This window comes from Bacillus infantis (assembly GCF_050107595.1).
Lineage (GTDB): Bacteria > Bacillota > Bacilli > Bacillales > Cytobacillaceae > Bacillus_AB > Bacillus_AB infantis_C.
This window is the reverse complement of record NZ_JBNILH010000002.1, coordinates 511,092-528,602: the sequence shown is the minus strand read 5'-3', so window position 1 is coordinate 528,602 and position 17,511 is coordinate 511,092. Positions and strand designations below refer to the sequence as shown.

Below are 17,511 nucleotides of genomic sequence, written 5' to 3'. Positions count from 1 at the left end.
CATTAATCATTAATCCGGCCTATATTTTATTCTTGAGTCTGTATACATAAGCCAGAATTTCAGCGACCGCTTTAAAAAACTCCTCAGGAATCGCACTGCCTATGTCTGCCTGGCTGTAAAGAGCCCTGGCCAATGGCCTGTTCTCAATCGTCGCCACATCATTTTCTTTTGCAATTAATTTAATCTTTTGAGCAACATGGTCTGTACCTTTAGCCACAACATACGGGGCATCATTTTTGGTATCATCATATTTTAAAGCCACGGCAAAGTGAGTCGGATTTGTAATGACAACGTCAGCTTGAGGGACTTCCTGCATCATTCTCCTCATAGCCATCTCTCTCTGCCTCTGCTTAATTTTCGATTTTATCAGAGGATCGCCCTCAACATTTTTATACTCGTCTTTTATATCCTGTTTTGACATCCTGATGTTTTTTTCAAAATCGTACTTTTGATATAAATAATCCAGTATGGATAAGAATAAAAGTGCGGCAGAAGCGGTTAAGCCCATTTGGACAGTCAAGCTAGCCACCGTTTCCAAGGAAGCTCCAACCGGTTTCTGGGAAAGGAGAAGAATCTCTTCTTTCCTGAACCATAAAACTGCAAATGTTATAGCTCCAACGAATGATATTTTTAAAATCGATTTCAGCAGCTCAACAATGGCCCGAACCGAAAATATTCTTTTGAACCCTTTGATAGGATCAATTTTTTCCAGCTTAAACTGAATCGATTCAGTGGAAAACAAAAAGCCTACCTGCATATAATTTGCAGCCACCCCGGCAATGACCGCTGCGATCATAATAGGAGCCAAAAATAAGAAAAGCTCTTTCAAAATCGTTAAATAGATAGTCTGTACATTGCTTTGGGTCAGTTCCATATGCATAAATTCCTGAAAGGAATGAGTGAGCAGGAACATAATAATATTCTTCAAATAACCGCCGGTAAAGGTTAATATGAGAAACACTGCCAGAAGCACGATTGCGGTATTGACATCCTGGCTCTTCGCGACCTGCCCTTTTTTCCTGGAATCCTGCCGCTTCTTAGGTGTAGCCTTTTCCGTTTTTTCACCTGCAAAGAATTGCAGATCCAACTTTATATATGCAGTCATCATGGTCCTCCAATTATGTCCATAAGCCCTCTCATTGTTACAGCCATTGTACCGAAGAGCTGGGAAACGACAAGCATCAATATGCTCATAACAGATATCAGCACTACAAATCCTACACCGATTTTCAATGGAAGGCCCACCACGAAAACGTTAAGCTGGGGCACAGTCCTTGCCACAATGCCTAATGCGATATCGACAAGAAAAAGACTTCCCACCACAGGGGCTGATAATTGAAACGCAATGATAAACATGGAATTAAAGGAACGAATTAGATATTCTGCCATGCCGCTGCTCCCAAAAGGGATCCATCCGCTATCAAGCGGGATGACCCGATAGCTGTAAAAGACTCCGTCCAGCAGAAGATGATGGCCATTAACCATAAGCAGGAAGAACAGCGAAACTGTATATAAATATTGGCCAGTCAGCGGGCTTTGGGCTCCGGTTTGGGGATCAACAACATTGGCAATGGCAAAACCCATTTGAAAATCGATGAAACCTCCTGCAATCTGGATTGCTGAAAGCATCAAATATGCACAAAAGCCAACAGCTAAACCGACGAGCGCTTCTTTTATAGCTAATAAAAAAAATGCTTCATTTATTTCTATCAGGGGAGCATCTATCGTATAAAATATGGTCCAGGCAAGAAAGAATCCGAGTCCAATTTTATGGGAATTCGGTATCGATCGGTAAGAAAAAAGCGGCAGCAGCAGGAAAAATGACGTCACTCTGATAAAAACCAGGAGAAATACTGGGAATCCTTGAAGTATTTCTTGCATACAATCAGCCTACAAATCTCGTTAAATTCGAGAAAATTTCATTAGTATAAGAAAGTATATGACTGAGCATCCAGGGGCCAAAAAAGACAATCCCCAATAGGACCGCAACAATCTTTGGGACAAAAGCAAGCGTTTGTTCCTGGATTTGGGTTGTAGCTTGAAAAATACTGACAATTAATCCGACAGCCAAAGCTAAAATCAGCAATGGGCCTGATACCAAGAGTACACTCATGATGCCGCGCTCTGCTATTGATATAACTGTTTCGGGAGTCATTATTACACCTGCTTAAAAACTTTGTAGTAGAGATTTGACAACTAAGTACCATCCGTCAACAAGTACAAACAACAATATCTTAAATGGCAATGATATCATTACCGGCGGAAGCATCATCATACCCATGGACATTAGCACACTGGCAACCACCATATCAATGACCAAAAAAGGTATAAAAATCATAAAACCGATTTGAAAAGCAGTTTTGATTTCACTGATGGCAAATGCCGGAACCAAAGTTGTAAGCGGTATATCTTCGATGGACTCCGGCGTTTCTGCATTAGAGTATTCTAAAAATAATGCAAGGTCTTTCTGCCTTGTATGGACGCTCATGAATTCCTTGAATGGTACGGAAGCTTTGTCATAAGCCTCCTCCAGGGTGATTTCCTCATTAAATAATGGAGTTAACGCCTGTTCGTTCACTTGCTGAAATATTGGTGCCATAATAAAGAATGTCAGGAATAGTGATAAGCCTACCAGGACCTGATTGGGAGGCATTTGCTGGGTTGCAAGCGCAGTTCTGACAAAAGAAAGAACAATGATAATTCTTGTAAAACAAGTCATTAAAATTAGAATGCTTGGCGCCAGTGAAAGGACAGTCAAAAGCAGCAGTAACTTAACTGAAGTTGACACATTTTCAGGTGAACTTGTATTAAAAATCTCCATTACTTCATTCATTTTTATTCTGGCCCTTCTGAAGTTCTTTATATAAACTATTTCTTTCCTTCTTCATATCTTCCAGCTGGCTTTTGAGTTCAGATTTAAAGCTTTTTTGCACATTTATTTCCTTTTTAGCTTTCGTTCTTTTGATAACTCTTGTCACAATATCGCTTGGCTGGATCAGTTGTTCTGTTTTTCTGTTATATTCAGCAAGAATTTCCTCATACTCATCTTTTTCCTGGATTTCTTTCAGAAGCCTTATATCTTCTCCTACTCCCACAATCAAAAGCTGTTTTCCAACTTTGACCACTTGAATGCTTTTGTTTGAACCGAGGGAAGTACCGCCAAGATTTTCAACTATTTGAGAGGATTTCAGGCTTCTGGATTTAGAATTGATGAATTTAAGCATTAAATAGAGCAATGCGATTACAAATGCTGTCGCTGTGAGCATTTTAACGGTATCCCATACTCCGATGCCGACCTTTCCTGCTTCTGCTCCAGGAGTCTTTTCCCGGGAAGATTCCGGCTGAGAGCAGCTTTCAGGATTAGAAATACATTCGTTTACACTTTTATTCAGCTGCTCTGCAAAGGCTTTGGAATGAAAGCCTTGCAGAACGAATACAGCCATTAATAGCATTACTATTAGTTTATATTTATTTGACACTAATAAAGCACCCTCTATTTCTTTATCCCAGCGTTTTGTTGATAGCTTCCAAGACTCTGTCCGCCTGAAATGGCTTTACAATGAAGTCTTTAGCTCCTGCCTGAATCGCATCAATTACCATCGCCTGCTGACCCATGGCGGAACACATGATGACTTTAGCTCCAGGATTGATTTTTTTGATTTCCTTCAGTGCAGTGATGCCATCCATTTCTGGCATTGTAATATCCATCGTCACCAGGTCTGGCTGGCTTTCTTTATATTTTTCAACTGCCTGGGCACCATCAGCAGCTTCTCCCACAACTTCAAAACCATTTTTGGTAAGGATATCTTTAATCATCATTCTCATGAATGCTGCATCATCTACGATAAGGATTTTGTTCGCCATTTTTTACACAACCTCCAGCTTTTATCTTAATTTTTTTATTCTATCGCTCTGGCTTATAATGTCTGTAACTCTTACGCCAAAGTTCTCTTCTATAACTACAACCTCACCTTTTGCAATCAATCTGCTGTTAACCAGGATATCAACAGGCTCTCCTGCCAGCTTATCCAGTTCAACAATCGATCCTGCTGAAAGCTGAAGAATATCTTTTACAGAACGCTTGGTTCTTCCAAGTTCTACTGTGACTTGGAGCGGGATGTCCAGAAGCATATCAAGGTTCTTGGTCTCAGTTTCCTGCAGCTGGTGAGTTTCAAAATTTGAGAAAGCTGCGGGTTGAACCTGCGGCTGCTGGGTCCCCGGGTATGCTGCACCAAAGTGCTGAGGGCTGCTCGGCTGCTGAACTTGGGCCTGCTGCTCTGGCTGCCTGTATACATCCCGGTTCTCAGGCATTTGATGTCCCTGTAATGGGGAGGTGCTTTGCCCGTTATGCTGCATGCCTGAATTGCTGCCGGCTGCCGGTGCTTGTTCCTTTTTAAGCTCCACAGTCTCATCTTTTTGCATACTCTCTGGATTCATAAGCTCATGCACCAGGCTTTTCGCAAAGTTGAGCGGAAGCACCTGCATGATATTAGAATCTATTAAATCCCCGATACGCAGCCGGAAAGAGATCTTTACAATCATATCATCATCCGGGATTCTATCGGTTCCTTCACCCGCTTCAACATTCAGGATATCTATTGAAGGAGGCGAAATATCAACTTTCTTGCTGAAAATCGTAGACATTGAGGTTGCAGCTGAACCCATCATTTGATTCATCGCTTCCTGTACTGCACTAAGCTGGATTTCCCCTAATAAGTCGGCTGGATCTTTACCGCTGCCTCCAAGCATCAAGTCTGCTATTATAGCCGCGTCTTCCTGTTTAATAACCAGAAGATTGCTGCCTGAAAAGCCTTCCGTGTAGCTGACCTGTATGGCAACATAAGGATGTGGAAATTCATCCTTAAGTGATGTCACATCCAGCACAGTGACCGCTGGTGTAGTAATATCCACCTTTTGGCTCAGAAGTGTGGAAAGCGCAGTGGCTGAACTGCCAAATGAAATATTCCCTATTTCTCCCAGCGCGTCCTGCTCCATGCCAGTCAAATAGTCCTCAACGTTAAAAACAGTATCGGAACTATCATCGTCAGTCCCTTTTAACAGGGCATCTATTTCATCTTGTGAAAGCATGTCATCACTCATCATTGCTGTCTCCCCCCTTAAATGTATCAAGTATCTGAATGGCTAATTTCTTATTTACTTTACCAGGCTGGCCATAAAATTTAGGAATATCCCCGATTTTAATCCGCAATGGTGCATCAATTGCCTGGTTGAGCTCAATAACATCCCCGCCATCCAGCATCAGGAAATCCTGAACTGTTATTTCTGAAATGCCCAGCTCAACAGATAGCGGCAGCTCAGCTTTTTCCAGGTTCTTCTCCAGACGGTTCAGCTCTTCCGGCTCTCTTTCTTTCTTCTCTGTCTGCATCCAATAATGGACTGAGAGCTTAGGAATGATCGGTTCCAGCACTACATGCGGTATACAAATATTGATCATCCCGCTTGTTTCGCCAATTGTAGTATTCAAGGAAATGACGACTACTGTTTCATTTGGAGAAACCATCTGAAGGAATTGAGGGTTAACCTCGAACTCTGCTAAAATCGGATCTATTTCCGTTATGTTGAGCCATGCCTCCCTGAGGCTTTCAAAGGCCCTCTCGAAAGTATTGGACATGATTTTAGTTTCAATTTCAGTGAGCGTATCCACCTTATTAAGGCTGGATCCCTTCCCGCCCATCAACCGGTCCATGACAGCATAAGCTATATTGGGATTCACTTCAATGATCATTCTTCCATCAAGAGGAGGAACTTCCAATACATTCAGAATCGTCATTTTTGGTATCGATCTGATAAACTCTTCATATGGAATCTGATCTGCCGAAGCGACCGATATTTGTACATGTGTTCTCAGTTGAGCAGAGAAAAAGGTCGTTAAAAGCCTTGAAAAATTTTCATGGATCCTTGTCAGGCTTCGGATCTGATCTTTGGAGAATCTCAGTGCCCTCTTAAAATCATAAACTTTCACTTTTTTCTCGAATTGCTCTTTTTTGAGTTCATCTGCATCCATCTCGCCAGTATTTATTGCTGAGAGCAATGCATCAATTTCATTTTGAGATAATACCTCTCCCGCCAAAAAACCTCACCTCCTACTCATTAATCCAAGCTTTTCTGTTATTGGAGGAGAGACTCAGTAATATACACCTTCTCTACTTTACCTTCCTGCATTAATGAATTAATTTTTGTTTTTAAATCGTCCTGCAGACTCTGCTTCCCTTCCTTGCCCTGGAGTTCATCTGCATTTTTTTCTGACAGCTCTTCGATAATGATATTCTTTACCTGAAAATCCCGTTTTTCGAGCTCTTCCTTAGCTTTCTTATTGTCAGTCTGTACCTTGAAAGAAATGCGAATCAAATCATCGCTCGCCAGATTGGTGGTTATTTCCGTTATATCGACAGAGGCTTCCAGTACTTCTTCAATAGAAGGTTCCTTATCCTTCTCCTCGCCCGTAAACTTCATGACAACAACCAGGGCTACTGCCCCGACAAGGGTTATCGCAATTAATATGATCAGCATAATCATTACCAGTTTATTATTTTTCATCTTCTTCCTCGCAATCCCTGCCCAAAAGACTTACAGATTGATAGAAGGCTTTTGACAGCCTGCCTACCTCAGCTTCCGTTTCCTTGACAACATATTTCCTTCCATTTGTAAGGGTAATGGTTGTATCTGGAAAGGATTCAATTACTTCAATAAATAATGCATTGATGGTAAATGGCTTTCCGTTTAATCTAGTTAATTTAATCAAATTTAGAGGGTTAAAGAAAATTGATCTTTAACCCTTATCCCCCTTTAGCTTAACGTTTTAAATTTACAAGCTCCTGGAGTATTTCATCGGAAGTTGTAATAATTTTCGTGTTGGCCTGGAATCCTCTTTGCGCTACGATCATTTCAGTGAATTCTTCTGAAAGGTCAACATTGGACATTTCAAGGAAACCTGATTCTGTTGTGCCGATTCCGTCCTTGCCTGCAAAGTTCAGTATAGGAGTTCCAGAGTTGTTTGTCTGACGGAACATATTGTTTCCGATTTTCTCCAAACCGCCTGCATTAGGAAATTTTGCGAGCACTAGCTGTCCTGCCCATTTCAGTTCTCCATCTTTGTCAACAAAAGTCACAGAACCATCTTTACCAATGCTCATGCTTTTTGCATCAGTAGGGATTGTGATAGGCCCATATTGGGGAGTTGCACTGCCACCTGTATACTGTGGCGGCTGGTTAGTATTGTCAATTGTACCATTCATTTGATCTGGTTCCGGATAAGCTACTTGAGTTGGGTCAGCCTGACCGGCAGCAGCTGAAAATCCGACAGCATAAAGACCATCGCTGTTAACTAGACTTCCATTTTCGTCCATATAAAAATTCCCAGCCCTTGTAAAGCTAATATTATTGAAACCGGCAGCCGCATCAGCATTCCCCACCTGGAAAAATCCGTCTCCTGAAACCGCCAAGTCAAGCACCCTGTTGGTAGTCTGGAGGCTTCCGCCTTCATGCATGGTATCTATGGCTGCCATTTGAGCGCCTAGTCCTACCTGTTTAGCATTTACACCGCCTCTTGCAGCAGTCGGGCCGCTGGCACCGGAAATAGTCTGGCTCATCATATCCTTGAAGATGACCCTTCCTTTTTTAAACCCGTAAGTATTTACATTGGCAATATTGTTTCCTATAACATCCAGCTTGGTTTGAAAATTCTTCATACCGCTTATACCTGAATACATTGAACGCAACATAGTTGATTGCTCCCTTCTTATTGGCTGCTTCGATCATTCCGCAGCCTCAGCCTCCATTTAAGGTCCAGCTGAAAATTATTAGTCAATAATAATGGTTCCATTTATATTCGTGAAAATCTGATCAGCAGCTTCTTTTCTTTTCATAGCAGTGATAACTGTATTATTCTTCGCGCTTACAATCAGGGCCGCATCCTTTAACAAAACCAGGGATTCACTTACGCCCTTGCTTTTTGCTTCCTGCACCTTGCCTTCAATCTTCTGCCACACGCCTTTATCAATGACAATGCCTCTTTGGGTTATCCGTTCTTGTGCATGTTTACTGATCGACAGCTGTTTCCCGGAACCTAACGCGTTATGGAGATGCTGCGAAAAGCTGTTCTTATTGAATGGAACGGCGCTTTTTTTTCCGGCTATCTCATTTATTGTGGAAAGATGTGATTGAAGCGGCCGGAAGATCGGCTTATCCATCCACTCACTTCCCTTGTCTACTCGATTCTGGAAATTTGTTTAGCTGCAATGGAAGCATCGTTGTCAAGATGGAACATTGTCTTTCCATCTTTAAATGAAACAGCTTTTACGACAGCTGCAGCTTCATTGCCCGCATCGTCCAGATAATTGACTGTTTTACCGATCAGCATGCTGGATTCAAGCATACTATTCGTCCTTGAGGAGGAATTCACCTCGGAAATATTAGCCGGCTCCAGTGTGCTGCCGTCTTCCATTACAAACACAACACTGTTATTTACAAACTTAACTGAGTCTATTACACCAGTACCTGTCTGAACGGCATCTTCTGAAGTTGGATCTTGTGTTTCATCCAGCTTGTGCCATGTAACTTCCTTGCCTACAAATTGGCTGTATGAAACTATAGTATTCTGTTCTTGCATCTGAACAAATTTATCCATTGATTTGCTCATATTGGTCATTTGCTCCAATGAGGAAAAAGTAGCCATTTGGGCAATAAAATCTTTGTCCTGAAGAGGATTTGTCGGATCCTGATTCTGAAGCTGAACCATTAGGATTTTTAAAAAGTCATCTTTGCCTAAAATATCATTTCCCGTCTTCCTCTCCGGTTTTTGGTAGTTTGCCAGCATCAGAGAAGGATCGATTGTATTTGCCATTTCATCACCTATACCTCAGTATTTAATAACACTTCCTCTAAAGCATCATTAAAATTCTCGTTTTGTTCTTTTGCTTCTGACTCCTTTTGGTGCTGCCTGTTTTGCTGGCTGCCGCTGCCCTCACGGTTATACGCTCTTTCTCCGTTGCCTGTCTGCAGGGCTATCTCAATTTTGTCCACCTGTATATTCTGTGAACCTAGAGCATGCTTTAAAGAAGCAGTTTGCGATTCAAGCAGGTCTTTAGCACTTCCTGTAGACGTAAGGATCTTTGCCATCACTGTAGAGTCCTTTTGTATCAGCTCAATCCGGATAGATCCCAGGTGTTCAGGATACAATTTCAGGAATAGCTTTTGAATTCCTCCTGATCTGGTAAACTGGCTTTTTGATAATATGCTTTCAAATTGCTGGATCAAGTCGTCAGCAGATACCTGCTTTCCTTGCTTTTCCAGCATTAATGAGAGCTGTTCAGGTTTTGTCATCTGGTTCAGCTGAAAGAAAGGCAATCCTGCATTTACTTCTTTCACTTGAACATTTGATTGGCCGGATCCAGAGGATTCTGTGGAATTTATTTTCAGATTAGCGTTTAATTCTCTGGAAACCTGGGTAAAAAGGTTTTGCACATAAGTATTTCTTCCCTGATTGTTTGCTGGAACAATCAGCTGCTGGGCTACTGGCACCATTTCTTTTAGCATACTGTTCAGCTTTGATTCAAGAGGAAAATCCCCTTTCGCTTGTGCTACCAAATCATATGCCTTTAGAAATTTCAGGGCATTTGAAAGATCACCCGCCTCAAGTTTGTTGAAAATTTTCTCAGGTTTGCTCTGAAGCAATAAACTCAATGAACTGAGCAGGCTTGAAATAACGTTTTCGCCAGAATCACTTACAGAAGATTCTTCAGCCTCTACCGCTTCTGTTTGCTTAAGTCCTTTTTCAGCTATATCTGCCTGAGTTTTTTTAACAATAGACTGAAAGTCTTCATTCATTTCTGCCAGCAGCGATTGAAGTTTGCCAGCCAAATCTTTTAGCTGGCTATCATCAAGGTTCAGGATATCCAGGATTAATGCAAAATCTTCTTCATTCCCATCCATAATTCTGTCCAAAATAGAAACTCCATCTTCCAGTTCGATTACGTCTTCAGCTGAGAGCAATCGGCTGAGTGATTCCGTTTCAGCCTGGGACAGAAATAAACTTGCAGGATCCTTGGTTTTTATGCTTTCTCCAGGCAATGCCCCGTTCAAGCTTGCTTCCATTAACCCCTTAAACAGATTATTTTCAGCAGCCGCTCCCTTTGGCTCTCCCAATAAAGCAGCAAGAGCCCCTAATCGTTCAATCTGCACATTTTCACCTCCTTTAATTCTGTCCGCCTGAGGCGGCTCCTTCAGTTTCATTGGTTAAAAGTTCAGTATATCTGGCAGCATTCTCCGGTTCTAGATTTTCCATGATGGAAGCGAGTGTATCTGGCTTCATACTGGACATGATTTTCAATGCTTCTGAATCATTTAAATTTTCGATGATAGGGGCTGCTTTTTTAGCTGACATCTGCTCATAGGTTGCAATGATCTCTTTAAAAGCCTTTTTATTTTCCTCCTGAATGGCCAGGAGCTCGTCAATCTGCTGCTGAAGCTGCTCTTTCTCTGCCGCCGACTGGCTGATTTCATCTTCTTTTGACTGCATTTGCTTTTCAAGCTGTTCTAACTTTGCCTCTCTATCTTGTATGCCAGCCTGAAGATCGACTATTTTTGCTTCGGTTTCCTCCGGAGTAGCAGTTTCTTCCGCTTCAAAGTAGGAAGAAACAAATGGTATTTTCCCGCTGATTTCTTTAGCCGAATCAAATACGTTTATGCCTGAAACGGTTAAAATGATTAATGTTAATGCAACTGCAAAGAGAATCGGTATAAAAATGATAATTATAAACGTTTGGAATTTGCTTCCCTTTTTCTCCTCTTTGTCTTCCAAAGTTTTTGCCATGTCAGCCACTACCTCTCTCGATTCATATATGATTGAATTGAGATATCATCCATTAACCTGCTTTCTGTAAGCTTCATATCTTCAATAAAGGAATATAAATCTTTTTCTTTTATTTTTTCATATTTCTTCACTTCTATATTTTTCTCTACCAGTCTTTCCTGGTGATATACCATATGCGTCCTCGTGTTTATAACCATTTTTTGATAGTGATCTATAGTCTTTTCCAGGTTATTGATAAAAAATTGATGGTGCCTTATTTCCTGTACAGGGAGGCCATTCAACAGTCTTTCATTCTGGTAGCCTTCTAAATCCTCTTTTTTCTTTAACAGTTCGAATAAAGCTTCTGCCGCTTCTTCAAACCGTTTCACAGACTGGTTATAAACATCCAATGCTTCTTCTTTTTCTCTATTTTTTACGGAGAGAATTTTGTCAAAACGGAAATTATAAGTCATATCCATCACCATTGCCCATTAATTGATGCAGTTGCCGGATGCTTTGCTCCATGGAAACTGGCTCGTGCGTACCTTGCTTAAAGAAAGAGAGAATTTGCGGGTATAAATTGATAGCTTCGTCTATTTCTCTTGATGTACCCTTTTTGTAAGCACCAATGTTGATCAAATCCTCGGAGTTGATATATGTGCTTAATTTGGCCCTTAATTGTTCCGCAGACTGGGTATGCTGGTGTGATACAATCCCATTCATGACGCGGCTTACACTTTTTAGAATATTGACTGCTGGATACTGTCCTTTGTTGGCAAGGTTCCGATCCAGTACAAAGTGGCCGTCGAGGATGCCCCGCACAGTATCGGCAATAGGTTCATTCATATCATCGCCATCAACCAGTACTGTATATAAGGCGGTAATGGATCCTTTTTTATTAGTGCCTGTCCTCTCCAAAAGCTTAGGCAGGATTGAGAATACAGATGGAGTGTATCCTTTTGTTGTTGGCGGCTCTCCAATTGCAAGGCCGACTTCTCTCTGGGCCATCGCAACCCTTGTAACCGAATCCATCATCAGCATTACATTCAGGCCTTTATCTCTAAAGTACTCTGCTATTGCAGTGGCAGTATATGCTCCTTTAATTCTCATTAATGCGGGCTGATCAGACGTTGCTACGACCACTATCGATTTCTTTAAACCCTCAGGGCCTAAATCCTTTTCTATAAATTCCCTTACTTCACGGCCCCGCTCACCAATCAGAGCAATAACATTCAGGTCAGCAGTTGTGTTTCTCGCTGCCATTCCCAATAAAGTACTTTTCCCAACGCCGCTTCCAGCAAAGATACCGACCCTCTGGCCTTTCCCAACGGTCAGCAAACTATCAATCATCCTTACACCAACCTCTATGGGTTCTGTAATTGGCGGTCTCTCAAGCGGGTTGGGAGGCTCCTGCTCTGTTTGTACATTAGAAAGTCCCTTTGGCAGCGGAGATCCATCCAGCGGAAGCCCCAATGCGTCTATCACACTTCCAACCAAACCGGCCCCCACTTTAACTTCCAATGGCTTGAGTGTAGCCTCCACGAGGCTTCCAGGTGAAATTTCCGTGATGGACGTAAAGGGCATGAGGATTATGTTTTCTTCTTTAAACCCTACAACTTCTGCTTTTATTATTTTGTTTCCACGGCTGCTGGCGTGTATATAGCAGACATCTCCGATAGAGCTTTCAGGCCCTTGCGATTCGATCATTAAACCTATAACCCTTTTGACTTTTCCATATCTCTTAAACGTACTGATTTCATTTATGCGATCTATGAGATCTGCTGCCTTCATCTATTCACGCTCCAGCATCTCAACCAATTTTATTTTAAGCTCTTCCAGCTGGCTCGTTACACCAGCGTCAATCCTTCCAGAAGGCGTTTCTAAAATACAGCCGTCCGCCTTCACTTCCGTATTAGGATAAATGTGCAGCGAGGTTTCCCGCGGAAAGACAGCTTCCAGTTCTTGTTTGCTTTCGAGAAGCAACTGATACTGATCCGGATGCACCAGCAAATTAACGCGTTCCGCTTCTCTTGCTTCATACAAAGAGTTTTTTATAAAGGAGATAAACAAATCCTGATTTTCTTCAAGTGATTTCCCTACTACCTTTTCAGCCGCCTTTAATGCAAGCCTGAGAATTACTTCTTCCGCCGACTCTATATATGATAAATAATCCGTTTTTGCCGCATCGATTATTTTCTCTGCATCCAGGATCTTATCTGTATACTCCTTAAATCCTGCTTTGTGCCCTTCTTCTCTTCCATAGTTGAATCCTTCTTCTGAGGCTTTCATAAAAGCCTGCTGCCTTTCATTTTCAAAGGCTGCTTTTTCATCATAGACAGCAGATAAAATTTCTTCAGACTGTCTTTTTGCTTTTTCTACAATGTTCTCAGCCTCAGCCTGGGCATCATTTATTATTTTTAAATAGTCCTTACTGTTTTCCGCTGGTGATTCTGCTTCATTTTTATTGGCTGTAATTCCCGTTATACTCTTAATGGAAATTACCTTCTGATCCGATACTTCCGGTTCAGCCCTGAATGATTTTATTAGCCTAGACAATGATGTCATCCCCTCCGCCGCGGGCAACCACTATTTCTCCGGTCTCTTCCAGGCGGCGGATGATAGCCACTATTCTTGATTGGGCTTCCTCAACATCCCGAAGCCTGACAGGTCCCATGAATTCCATTTCTTCCTTAAACGTTTCTACCATACGTGTCGACATATTTTTGAAGACAATATCTTTAACGTCATCACTGGAAACTTTCAAAGCAAGCATCAGGTCTTCACTTTCACAATCACGAATAACTCTTTGAATGGCACGGCTGTCCAGGGTAACAATATCTTCGAATACAAACATTCTTTTCTTAATTTCTTCTGCCAATTCAGGATCCTGGATTTCAAGCGCATCCAGAATTGTTCTCTCCGTTGCTCTGTCAACACCATTCAGCACATCTACGACAGCTTCTATTCCGCCAGTCTGGGTATAATCCTGCGTAACAGTGGCTGAGAGCTTCCTTTCCAGAATTTGCTCAACTTCATTGATAATTTCCGGTGAGGTGCTGTCCATTACAGCAATCCTTCTCGCTATATCAGCCTGCATTTCCTGCGGCAGCTCTGATAATATCTGTCCTGCCTGGGCAGAGTCCAGATAAGAAAGGATAAGTGAAATGGTTTGCGGGTGTTCGTTCTGAATAAAGTTCAGAATCTGGGCAGGATCTGCCTTTCTTGCAAAATCAAACGGCCGCACCTGAAGGGAGGAAGTAAGCCGGTTAATGATTATAGAGGCTTGATCCTGTCCCAGTGCTTTTTCAAGTACCGTTTTTGCATATCCAATCCCCCCTTGGGAGATATAATCCTGAGCAAGTGCTATATTGTGAAACTCTTCCAATATACTCTCTTTTGACTGAGATTCCACTGTCCTTACCCCTGAAATTTCTAGCGTCAGCTTTTCTACTTCTTCCTCACTAAGGTGTTTATAAACGGAAGCAGCAACATCCGGACCTAGCGAGATTAGAAGTATTGCAGCTTTTTGCTTACCAGTGAGTTCTTTTTGGTTTTTTGCCACTTCTCTTCCTCCTAATCCTCAGCTATCCATGATCTTAAAAGTTTGGCGAAATCTTCCGGTTTTTCTCTTGCCATTTTTTCAAGCTGCTTGCGGCGCATGCTTCCTTCAGTTTCTTGTTCCTCATTAACGTCAGGAACCGTGATAGGGTCGTATACTTCTTCAATATCTTCAATAGCATCAGATTTTTTCCTTGAGCGGATAAATAAAATGACCAAAATGATTATGATAATCAGAAGTGCCGCACCTATTGCGTATATCCACCAAGGGATGGATGCTTCAGGAGATTCCGCAAATTCAACTTTTCCATTAAATGGCTGAACAGATACCATTATCTTGTTCTGTAATTCTTCATCGGTCAATTCGTTTTCCATCGTGTCTTTATTAATCGTAGTTCTGACAATTGAACCGAGCATCTGGGTAATATCGTCGACCCGATCCTGCGGCAGGGAGGTTGGATCATCTGCTTCTGGCGGCTCAACCATAACCTGGATTCCAAGATCCCGCACTTTGTATGGACTTTCTATTATTTCTTTTCGGATTTTATTTACTTCATTATTGATCGTTTCTTCTATTCTTTCATAATCGCCATTAGAACCTTCTGCACCTTCAGGGTAATTTGCTACTTCATTTTCCCCTGCTCCGGCAACTCCAGCTGCGGCTGCGCCATTTCCAGTGAAAGTTTCAGTGATTTTTTTAGCGCTCACTGCAATTCCTTCCATATTTTCTTCATCCACAGGCTGAACGAGGTTTTCTTCTCTGTTTTCCTGGGTAAAGTCAATATCGGCGGTAACAGAAACAGCAACCTTTTCTTGCCCCATCAGTGTCCCAAGCATACTTTGTACCTGCCGCTGTACATCTCGTTCAATTTGCTTTTTAATTTCATGCTGAGCAGCAAAGGTTGATCCTGATGTATCATTCCCGCCATCTTTCAGATCGAAATATTCAAAGAACTGATTGGTGATGACGATATTCTCAGTAGGAAGATTAGGAACACTTTTAGATACAAGATGATATAAGGCCTTTATTTGTGATTCCTCAAACTGGTATCCTGGTTTTGTGTTCAGCACTATTGATGCAGAAGCTGTTTCAGTTTGGTCTGCGATAAAAATGCCTTTTTCGGGAAGGTTAACCATTACTTTTGCATCATTTATGCCATCTATGCCTTTTATAAGGTTCGAGAGCTCTGATTGCATGGCATCAAGCTTTAAAACATTAAATTCATTTTCTGTCATCCCAATTCCGGCATTCTGGCTGAAAAATGAGTAATCAATACTCCCTGATTTAGGTATCCCTTCAGCTGCAAGTTCAACTTTCAGGGTATCGACCATTTCTTCAGGAACATTGATTGTTGTCCCTCCATCCGAGATTTCGGAGGAGATGCCTCTTCCATCCAGATTCTCTTTAATTGCTCCGGTTTCGGATGGTGATAAATTGCTGTATAGCGGAACCATCGTTGTTCTGGATGCTAATAGAACTCCTGCTGCAATAAGACCAAATAACAATAAGATAGACCCCAGCAAAAGAGTTTTTTGTTTTTTTGACCGGCTCTGCCAGTATTCTTTTATAGGATTTAAGTATTTTTGAAACGACTCTTTCATTACAATCCCCCGGTTAGTCTGTTTATTTCGGCAGGATTAATCCGCTAACTTCCATTCTTAGTAGCTTTTTAATCTCTTATTGTTAACACCCTTATACTTGCATTCTCATTGTTTCTTGATAAGCTTCGATCACTTTATTTCTTACTTCCATTGCAGCCTGCATTGTAATGCTTGCCTTTTGCGAAGTGATCATAACGTCATGAAGCTCAACCTTTTCACCTTTTGCCAGCTTTTGTGTCATCAGGTCAGACTCTTGCTGGGCACTATTGACTTCATTGATGGAAGCTTTTAAGAAATTCGCAAAACTTTTTTGTGAATCTGCTGGAGTTGTTAGAGCAGTTTCTTTGATGCCGCCCTGCTGAAAAATATTGCTTACTGGCTGAAAACTAATTCCGTTCATTTATTCCGCCCCTTATTTACCAATTTCCAATGCCTTCATCAGCATTGATTTAGAAGCATTCAAAACTGTGACGTTTGCTTCATAAGATCTAGTAGAACTAACCAGGTCCACCATTTCTTTCAAAGGATCTACATTCGGCAACTGTACATAGCCCTCTTCATTTGCATCTGGATGTTCCGGGTCATAAACCATTTTAAATGGAGTTTCATCCTCGATAATCCTTGATACCTTAACTCCGCTCCCTGTACTGCCGGCTGACCGATTATTGACTGCCGTCTGAAACATCGAGGAGAATGTCTGGCCCTGCTGCTGCATCACGACTTCCTTCCGGCGGTAGGGCTGCCATTGCCCATCTACTATCTTCCCGCGGGTTGAATCAGCATTTGCCATATTGGATGCAATAACATCCATTCTAAGTCTTTGTGCAGTCAATGCTGAAGCAGTTACATTCATGCTATGGAACATCCCCATATCTATTTGCCTCCTCTAATAACATTTTGTAAGCTTGAGAATTTTCCGTTTAGCCTTTCGACAATAGCATTGTAATAGATTTGGTTTTCTGCAAGTTCTGTCATTTCTTTATCCAGGTCTACATTATTCCCATTATGATTAAAGGATGTTGCCATTTGTCTGATCTGAATGCCGTTTTGGCCTTCTCCAGTTAAATCGAAGTGCCTGTAATCTGTTTTTTTCGTGGCAATCTTCCCTAACTCGTTATCTAGCTCAGCTTTAAAACTTACATTTTTCGCCTTGTAGTTTGGAGTATCTACATTCGCAATATTTTGCGATATAGCTTTCTGCTTAACAGCAGAATAATTTACTGCACTTTCTAGTGTACCGATCGTACCCGAAAACAAACTCAAAATTCTCAACTCCCCGACATACATTTGATTCTATTGTTAAAAAATGTTGATTTTTGATGAATCTGGACGTTTTTTATAATCTAATCACTATTGTAATGAATTTGAAATAATATGTCTATGTACTTAAAGAAAAATTAATACTACATTTGTCCTATTTTAATTAAAGGTATATGAGATGATGAAATTCCCTATTTAATGCTAATAAATAATTGAACCACTAAAAAAATTATGTATACAATCCACCAACCCTCTTTTAACTAGGTTATTTTTCCCATCCC

At 41.4% G+C, this 17,511-nt stretch carries 23 protein-coding genes; all 23 read right to left on the bottom strand.

Annotated elements, in window-relative coordinates; genetic code table 11:
* Window positions 1-19 precede the first annotated feature (19 nt).
* The 23 genes from flhB to flgB all read right to left on the bottom strand — a co-directional run bounded on the left by flhB (window position 20) and on the right by flgB (window position 17,233).
* Complete coding sequence (gene flhB / locus ACQCVH_RS05900; RefSeq protein WP_426834847.1) at window positions 20-1,105, bottom strand: flagellar biosynthesis protein FlhB; 1,086 nt, start codon at window positions 1,103-1,105, stop codon at window positions 20-22.
* Complete coding sequence (gene fliR / locus ACQCVH_RS05895; RefSeq protein ID WP_257990630.1) at window positions 1,105-1,881, bottom strand: flagellar biosynthetic protein FliR; 777 nt, start codon at window positions 1,879-1,881, stop codon at window positions 1,105-1,107. The genes flhB and fliR overlap by 1 nt, the downstream gene beginning before the upstream one ends.
* Window positions 1,882-1,885: 4 nt before the next feature.
* Window positions 1,886-2,155 carry a flagellar biosynthesis protein FliQ gene (gene fliQ / locus ACQCVH_RS05890; RefSeq protein WP_094767448.1) on the bottom strand — a complete coding sequence of 90 codons (270 nt, stop codon included), beginning with the start codon at window positions 2,153-2,155 and terminating at the stop codon, window positions 1,886-1,888.
* 12 nt (window positions 2,156-2,167) lie between these two features.
* Complete coding sequence (gene fliP / locus ACQCVH_RS05885) at window positions 2,168-2,833, bottom strand: flagellar type III secretion system pore protein FliP (RefSeq protein ID WP_094767449.1); 666 nt, start codon at window positions 2,831-2,833, stop codon at window positions 2,168-2,170.
* Window positions 2,826-3,479, bottom strand: a complete 654-nt coding sequence (locus tag ACQCVH_RS05880) for a flagellar biosynthetic protein FliO (RefSeq protein ID WP_426834846.1) — start codon at window positions 3,477-3,479, stop codon at window positions 2,826-2,828. The genes fliP and ACQCVH_RS05880 overlap by 8 nt, the downstream gene beginning before the upstream one ends.
* Before the next feature lie 22 nt (window positions 3,480-3,501).
* Window positions 3,502-3,864, bottom strand: a complete 363-nt coding sequence (gene cheY / locus ACQCVH_RS05875; RefSeq protein ID WP_094767450.1) for a chemotaxis protein CheY — start codon at window positions 3,862-3,864, stop codon at window positions 3,502-3,504.
* Between the two features lie 21 nt (window positions 3,865-3,885).
* A complete protein-coding gene (gene fliY, locus ACQCVH_RS05870; protein WP_426834845.1) occupies window positions 3,886-5,103 on the bottom strand; it encodes a flagellar motor switch phosphatase FliY in 1,218 nt (405 codons plus the stop codon).
* Window positions 5,093-6,091 (bottom strand): flagellar motor switch protein FliM, encoded by a 999-nt coding sequence (gene fliM / locus ACQCVH_RS05865; protein ID WP_094767452.1) that lies wholly within the window; start codon window positions 6,089-6,091, stop codon window positions 5,093-5,095. Before fliM ends, fliY begins: the two co-directional genes overlap by 11 nt.
* Before the next feature lie 38 nt (window positions 6,092-6,129).
* Window positions 6,130-6,558 (bottom strand): flagellar basal body-associated protein FliL, encoded by a 429-nt coding sequence (fliL, locus tag ACQCVH_RS05860; RefSeq protein WP_257990626.1) that lies wholly within the window; start codon window positions 6,556-6,558, stop codon window positions 6,130-6,132.
* Complete coding sequence (locus ACQCVH_RS05855; protein ID WP_257990625.1) at window positions 6,548-6,763, bottom strand: flagellar FlbD family protein; 216 nt, start codon at window positions 6,761-6,763, stop codon at window positions 6,548-6,550. Before ACQCVH_RS05855 ends, fliL begins: the two co-directional genes overlap by 11 nt.
* Window positions 6,764-6,812: 49 nt before the next feature.
* Complete coding sequence (gene flgG, locus ACQCVH_RS05850; RefSeq protein WP_426834844.1) at window positions 6,813-7,742, bottom strand: flagellar basal body rod protein FlgG; 930 nt, start codon at window positions 7,740-7,742, stop codon at window positions 6,813-6,815.
* Window positions 7,743-7,820: 78 nt separating this feature from the next.
* Window positions 7,821-8,210, bottom strand: coding sequence for a TIGR02530 family flagellar biosynthesis protein (locus ACQCVH_RS05845; protein ID WP_426834843.1), 390 nt, complete (start codon window positions 8,208-8,210; stop codon window positions 7,821-7,823).
* A gap of 17 nt (window positions 8,211-8,227) precedes the next feature.
* Window positions 8,228-8,863 carry a flagellar hook assembly protein FlgD gene (flgD, locus tag ACQCVH_RS05840; protein WP_426834842.1) on the bottom strand — a complete coding sequence of 212 codons (636 nt, stop codon included), beginning with the start codon at window positions 8,861-8,863 and terminating at the stop codon, window positions 8,228-8,230.
* Between the two features lie 8 nt (window positions 8,864-8,871).
* On the bottom strand, window positions 8,872-10,200 hold the full coding sequence (locus ACQCVH_RS05835; RefSeq protein WP_426834841.1) for a flagellar hook-length control protein FliK: 1,329 nt from the start codon (window positions 10,198-10,200) through the stop codon (window positions 8,872-8,874).
* Between the two features lie 13 nt (window positions 10,201-10,213).
* Entirely contained in the window at window positions 10,214-10,831 is a 618-nt protein-coding gene (locus tag ACQCVH_RS05830; RefSeq protein ID WP_426834840.1) for a MotE family protein, read from the bottom strand.
* Window positions 10,832-10,839: 8 nt separating this feature from the next.
* The gene (gene fliJ, locus ACQCVH_RS05825; protein ID WP_426834839.1) at window positions 10,840-11,283 is read right to left on the bottom strand and encodes a flagellar export protein FliJ; all 444 of its coding nucleotides are present in this window, start codon (window positions 11,281-11,283) and stop codon (window positions 10,840-10,842) included.
* A complete protein-coding gene (fliI, locus tag ACQCVH_RS05820; RefSeq protein ID WP_426834838.1) occupies window positions 11,273-12,601 on the bottom strand; it encodes a flagellar protein export ATPase FliI in 1,329 nt (442 codons plus the stop codon). Before fliI ends, fliJ begins: the two co-directional genes overlap by 11 nt.
* The gene (gene fliH / locus ACQCVH_RS05815; protein WP_426834837.1) at window positions 12,602-13,366 is read right to left on the bottom strand and encodes a flagellar assembly protein FliH; all 765 of its coding nucleotides are present in this window, start codon (window positions 13,364-13,366) and stop codon (window positions 12,602-12,604) included.
* The gene (fliG, locus tag ACQCVH_RS05810) at window positions 13,359-14,372 is read right to left on the bottom strand and encodes a flagellar motor switch protein FliG (RefSeq protein WP_426834836.1); all 1,014 of its coding nucleotides are present in this window, start codon (window positions 14,370-14,372) and stop codon (window positions 13,359-13,361) included. Before fliG ends, fliH begins: the two co-directional genes overlap by 8 nt.
* Window positions 14,373-14,383: 11 nt before the next feature.
* Window positions 14,384-15,970, bottom strand: coding sequence for a flagellar basal-body MS-ring/collar protein FliF (fliF, locus tag ACQCVH_RS05805; RefSeq protein ID WP_426834835.1), 1,587 nt, complete (start codon window positions 15,968-15,970; stop codon window positions 14,384-14,386).
* 91 nt (window positions 15,971-16,061) lie between these two features.
* Window positions 16,062-16,370: a flagellar hook-basal body complex protein FliE gene (gene fliE, locus ACQCVH_RS05800; RefSeq protein WP_426834834.1), complete on the bottom strand. Its 309-nt coding sequence runs from the start codon at window positions 16,368-16,370 to the stop codon at window positions 16,062-16,064.
* A gap of 12 nt (window positions 16,371-16,382) precedes the next feature.
* The gene (gene flgC / locus ACQCVH_RS05795; RefSeq protein ID WP_426834833.1) at window positions 16,383-16,841 is read right to left on the bottom strand and encodes a flagellar basal body rod protein FlgC; all 459 of its coding nucleotides are present in this window, start codon (window positions 16,839-16,841) and stop codon (window positions 16,383-16,385) included.
* 2 nt (window positions 16,842-16,843) lie between these two features.
* Window positions 16,844-17,233 (bottom strand): flagellar basal body rod protein FlgB, encoded by a 390-nt coding sequence (gene flgB, locus ACQCVH_RS05790; protein WP_426834832.1) that lies wholly within the window; start codon window positions 17,231-17,233, stop codon window positions 16,844-16,846.
* Window positions 17,234-17,511 lie beyond the last annotated feature (278 nt).

Excerpts from the sequence above, each read along its gene's own strand:
- flhB (WP_426834847.1), bottom strand. The coding sequence starts at position 1,105 with ATGACTGCATATATAAAGTTGGATCTGCAATTCTTTGCAGGTGAAAAA.
- fliR (WP_257990630.1), bottom strand. The coding sequence starts at position 1,881 with ATGCAAGAAATACTTCAAGGATTCCCAGTATTTCTCCTGGTTTTTATC.
- fliQ (WP_094767448.1), bottom strand. The coding sequence starts at position 2,155 with ATGACTCCCGAAACAGTTATATCAATAGCAGAGCGCGGCATCATGAGT.
- fliP (WP_094767449.1), bottom strand. The coding sequence starts at position 2,833 with ATGAATGAAGTAATGGAGATTTTTAATACAAGTTCACCTGAAAATGTG.
- cheY (WP_094767450.1), bottom strand. The coding sequence starts at position 3,864 with ATGGCGAACAAAATCCTTATCGTAGATGATGCAGCATTCATGAGAATG.
- fliY (WP_426834845.1), bottom strand. The coding sequence starts at position 5,103 with ATGATGAGTGATGACATGCTTTCACAAGATGAAATAGATGCCCTGTTA.
- fliL (WP_257990626.1), bottom strand. The coding sequence starts at position 6,558 with ATGAAAAATAATAAACTGGTAATGATTATGCTGATCATATTAATTGCG.
- flgG (WP_426834844.1), bottom strand. The coding sequence starts at position 7,742 with ATGTTGCGTTCAATGTATTCAGGTATAAGCGGTATGAAGAATTTTCAA.
- ACQCVH_RS05845 (WP_426834843.1), bottom strand. The coding sequence starts at position 8,210 with ATGGATAAGCCGATCTTCCGGCCGCTTCAATCACATCTTTCCACAATA.
- flgD (WP_426834842.1), bottom strand. The coding sequence starts at position 8,863 with ATGGCAAATACAATCGATCCTTCTCTGATGCTGGCAAACTACCAAAAA.
- ACQCVH_RS05830 (WP_426834840.1), bottom strand. The coding sequence starts at position 10,831 with ATGGCAAAAACTTTGGAAGACAAAGAGGAGAAAAAGGGAAGCAAATTC.
- fliJ (WP_426834839.1), bottom strand. The coding sequence starts at position 11,283 with ATGACTTATAATTTCCGTTTTGACAAAATTCTCTCCGTAAAAAATAGA.
- fliI (WP_426834838.1), bottom strand. The coding sequence starts at position 12,601 with ATGAAGGCAGCAGATCTCATAGATCGCATAAATGAAATCAGTACGTTT.
- fliF (WP_426834835.1), bottom strand. The coding sequence starts at position 15,970 with ATGAAAGAGTCGTTTCAAAAATACTTAAATCCTATAAAAGAATACTGG.
- fliE (WP_426834834.1), bottom strand. The coding sequence starts at position 16,370 with ATGAACGGAATTAGTTTTCAGCCAGTAAGCAATATTTTTCAGCAGGGC.
- flgC (WP_426834833.1), bottom strand. The coding sequence starts at position 16,841 with ATGGGGATGTTCCATAGCATGAATGTAACTGCTTCAGCATTGACTGCA.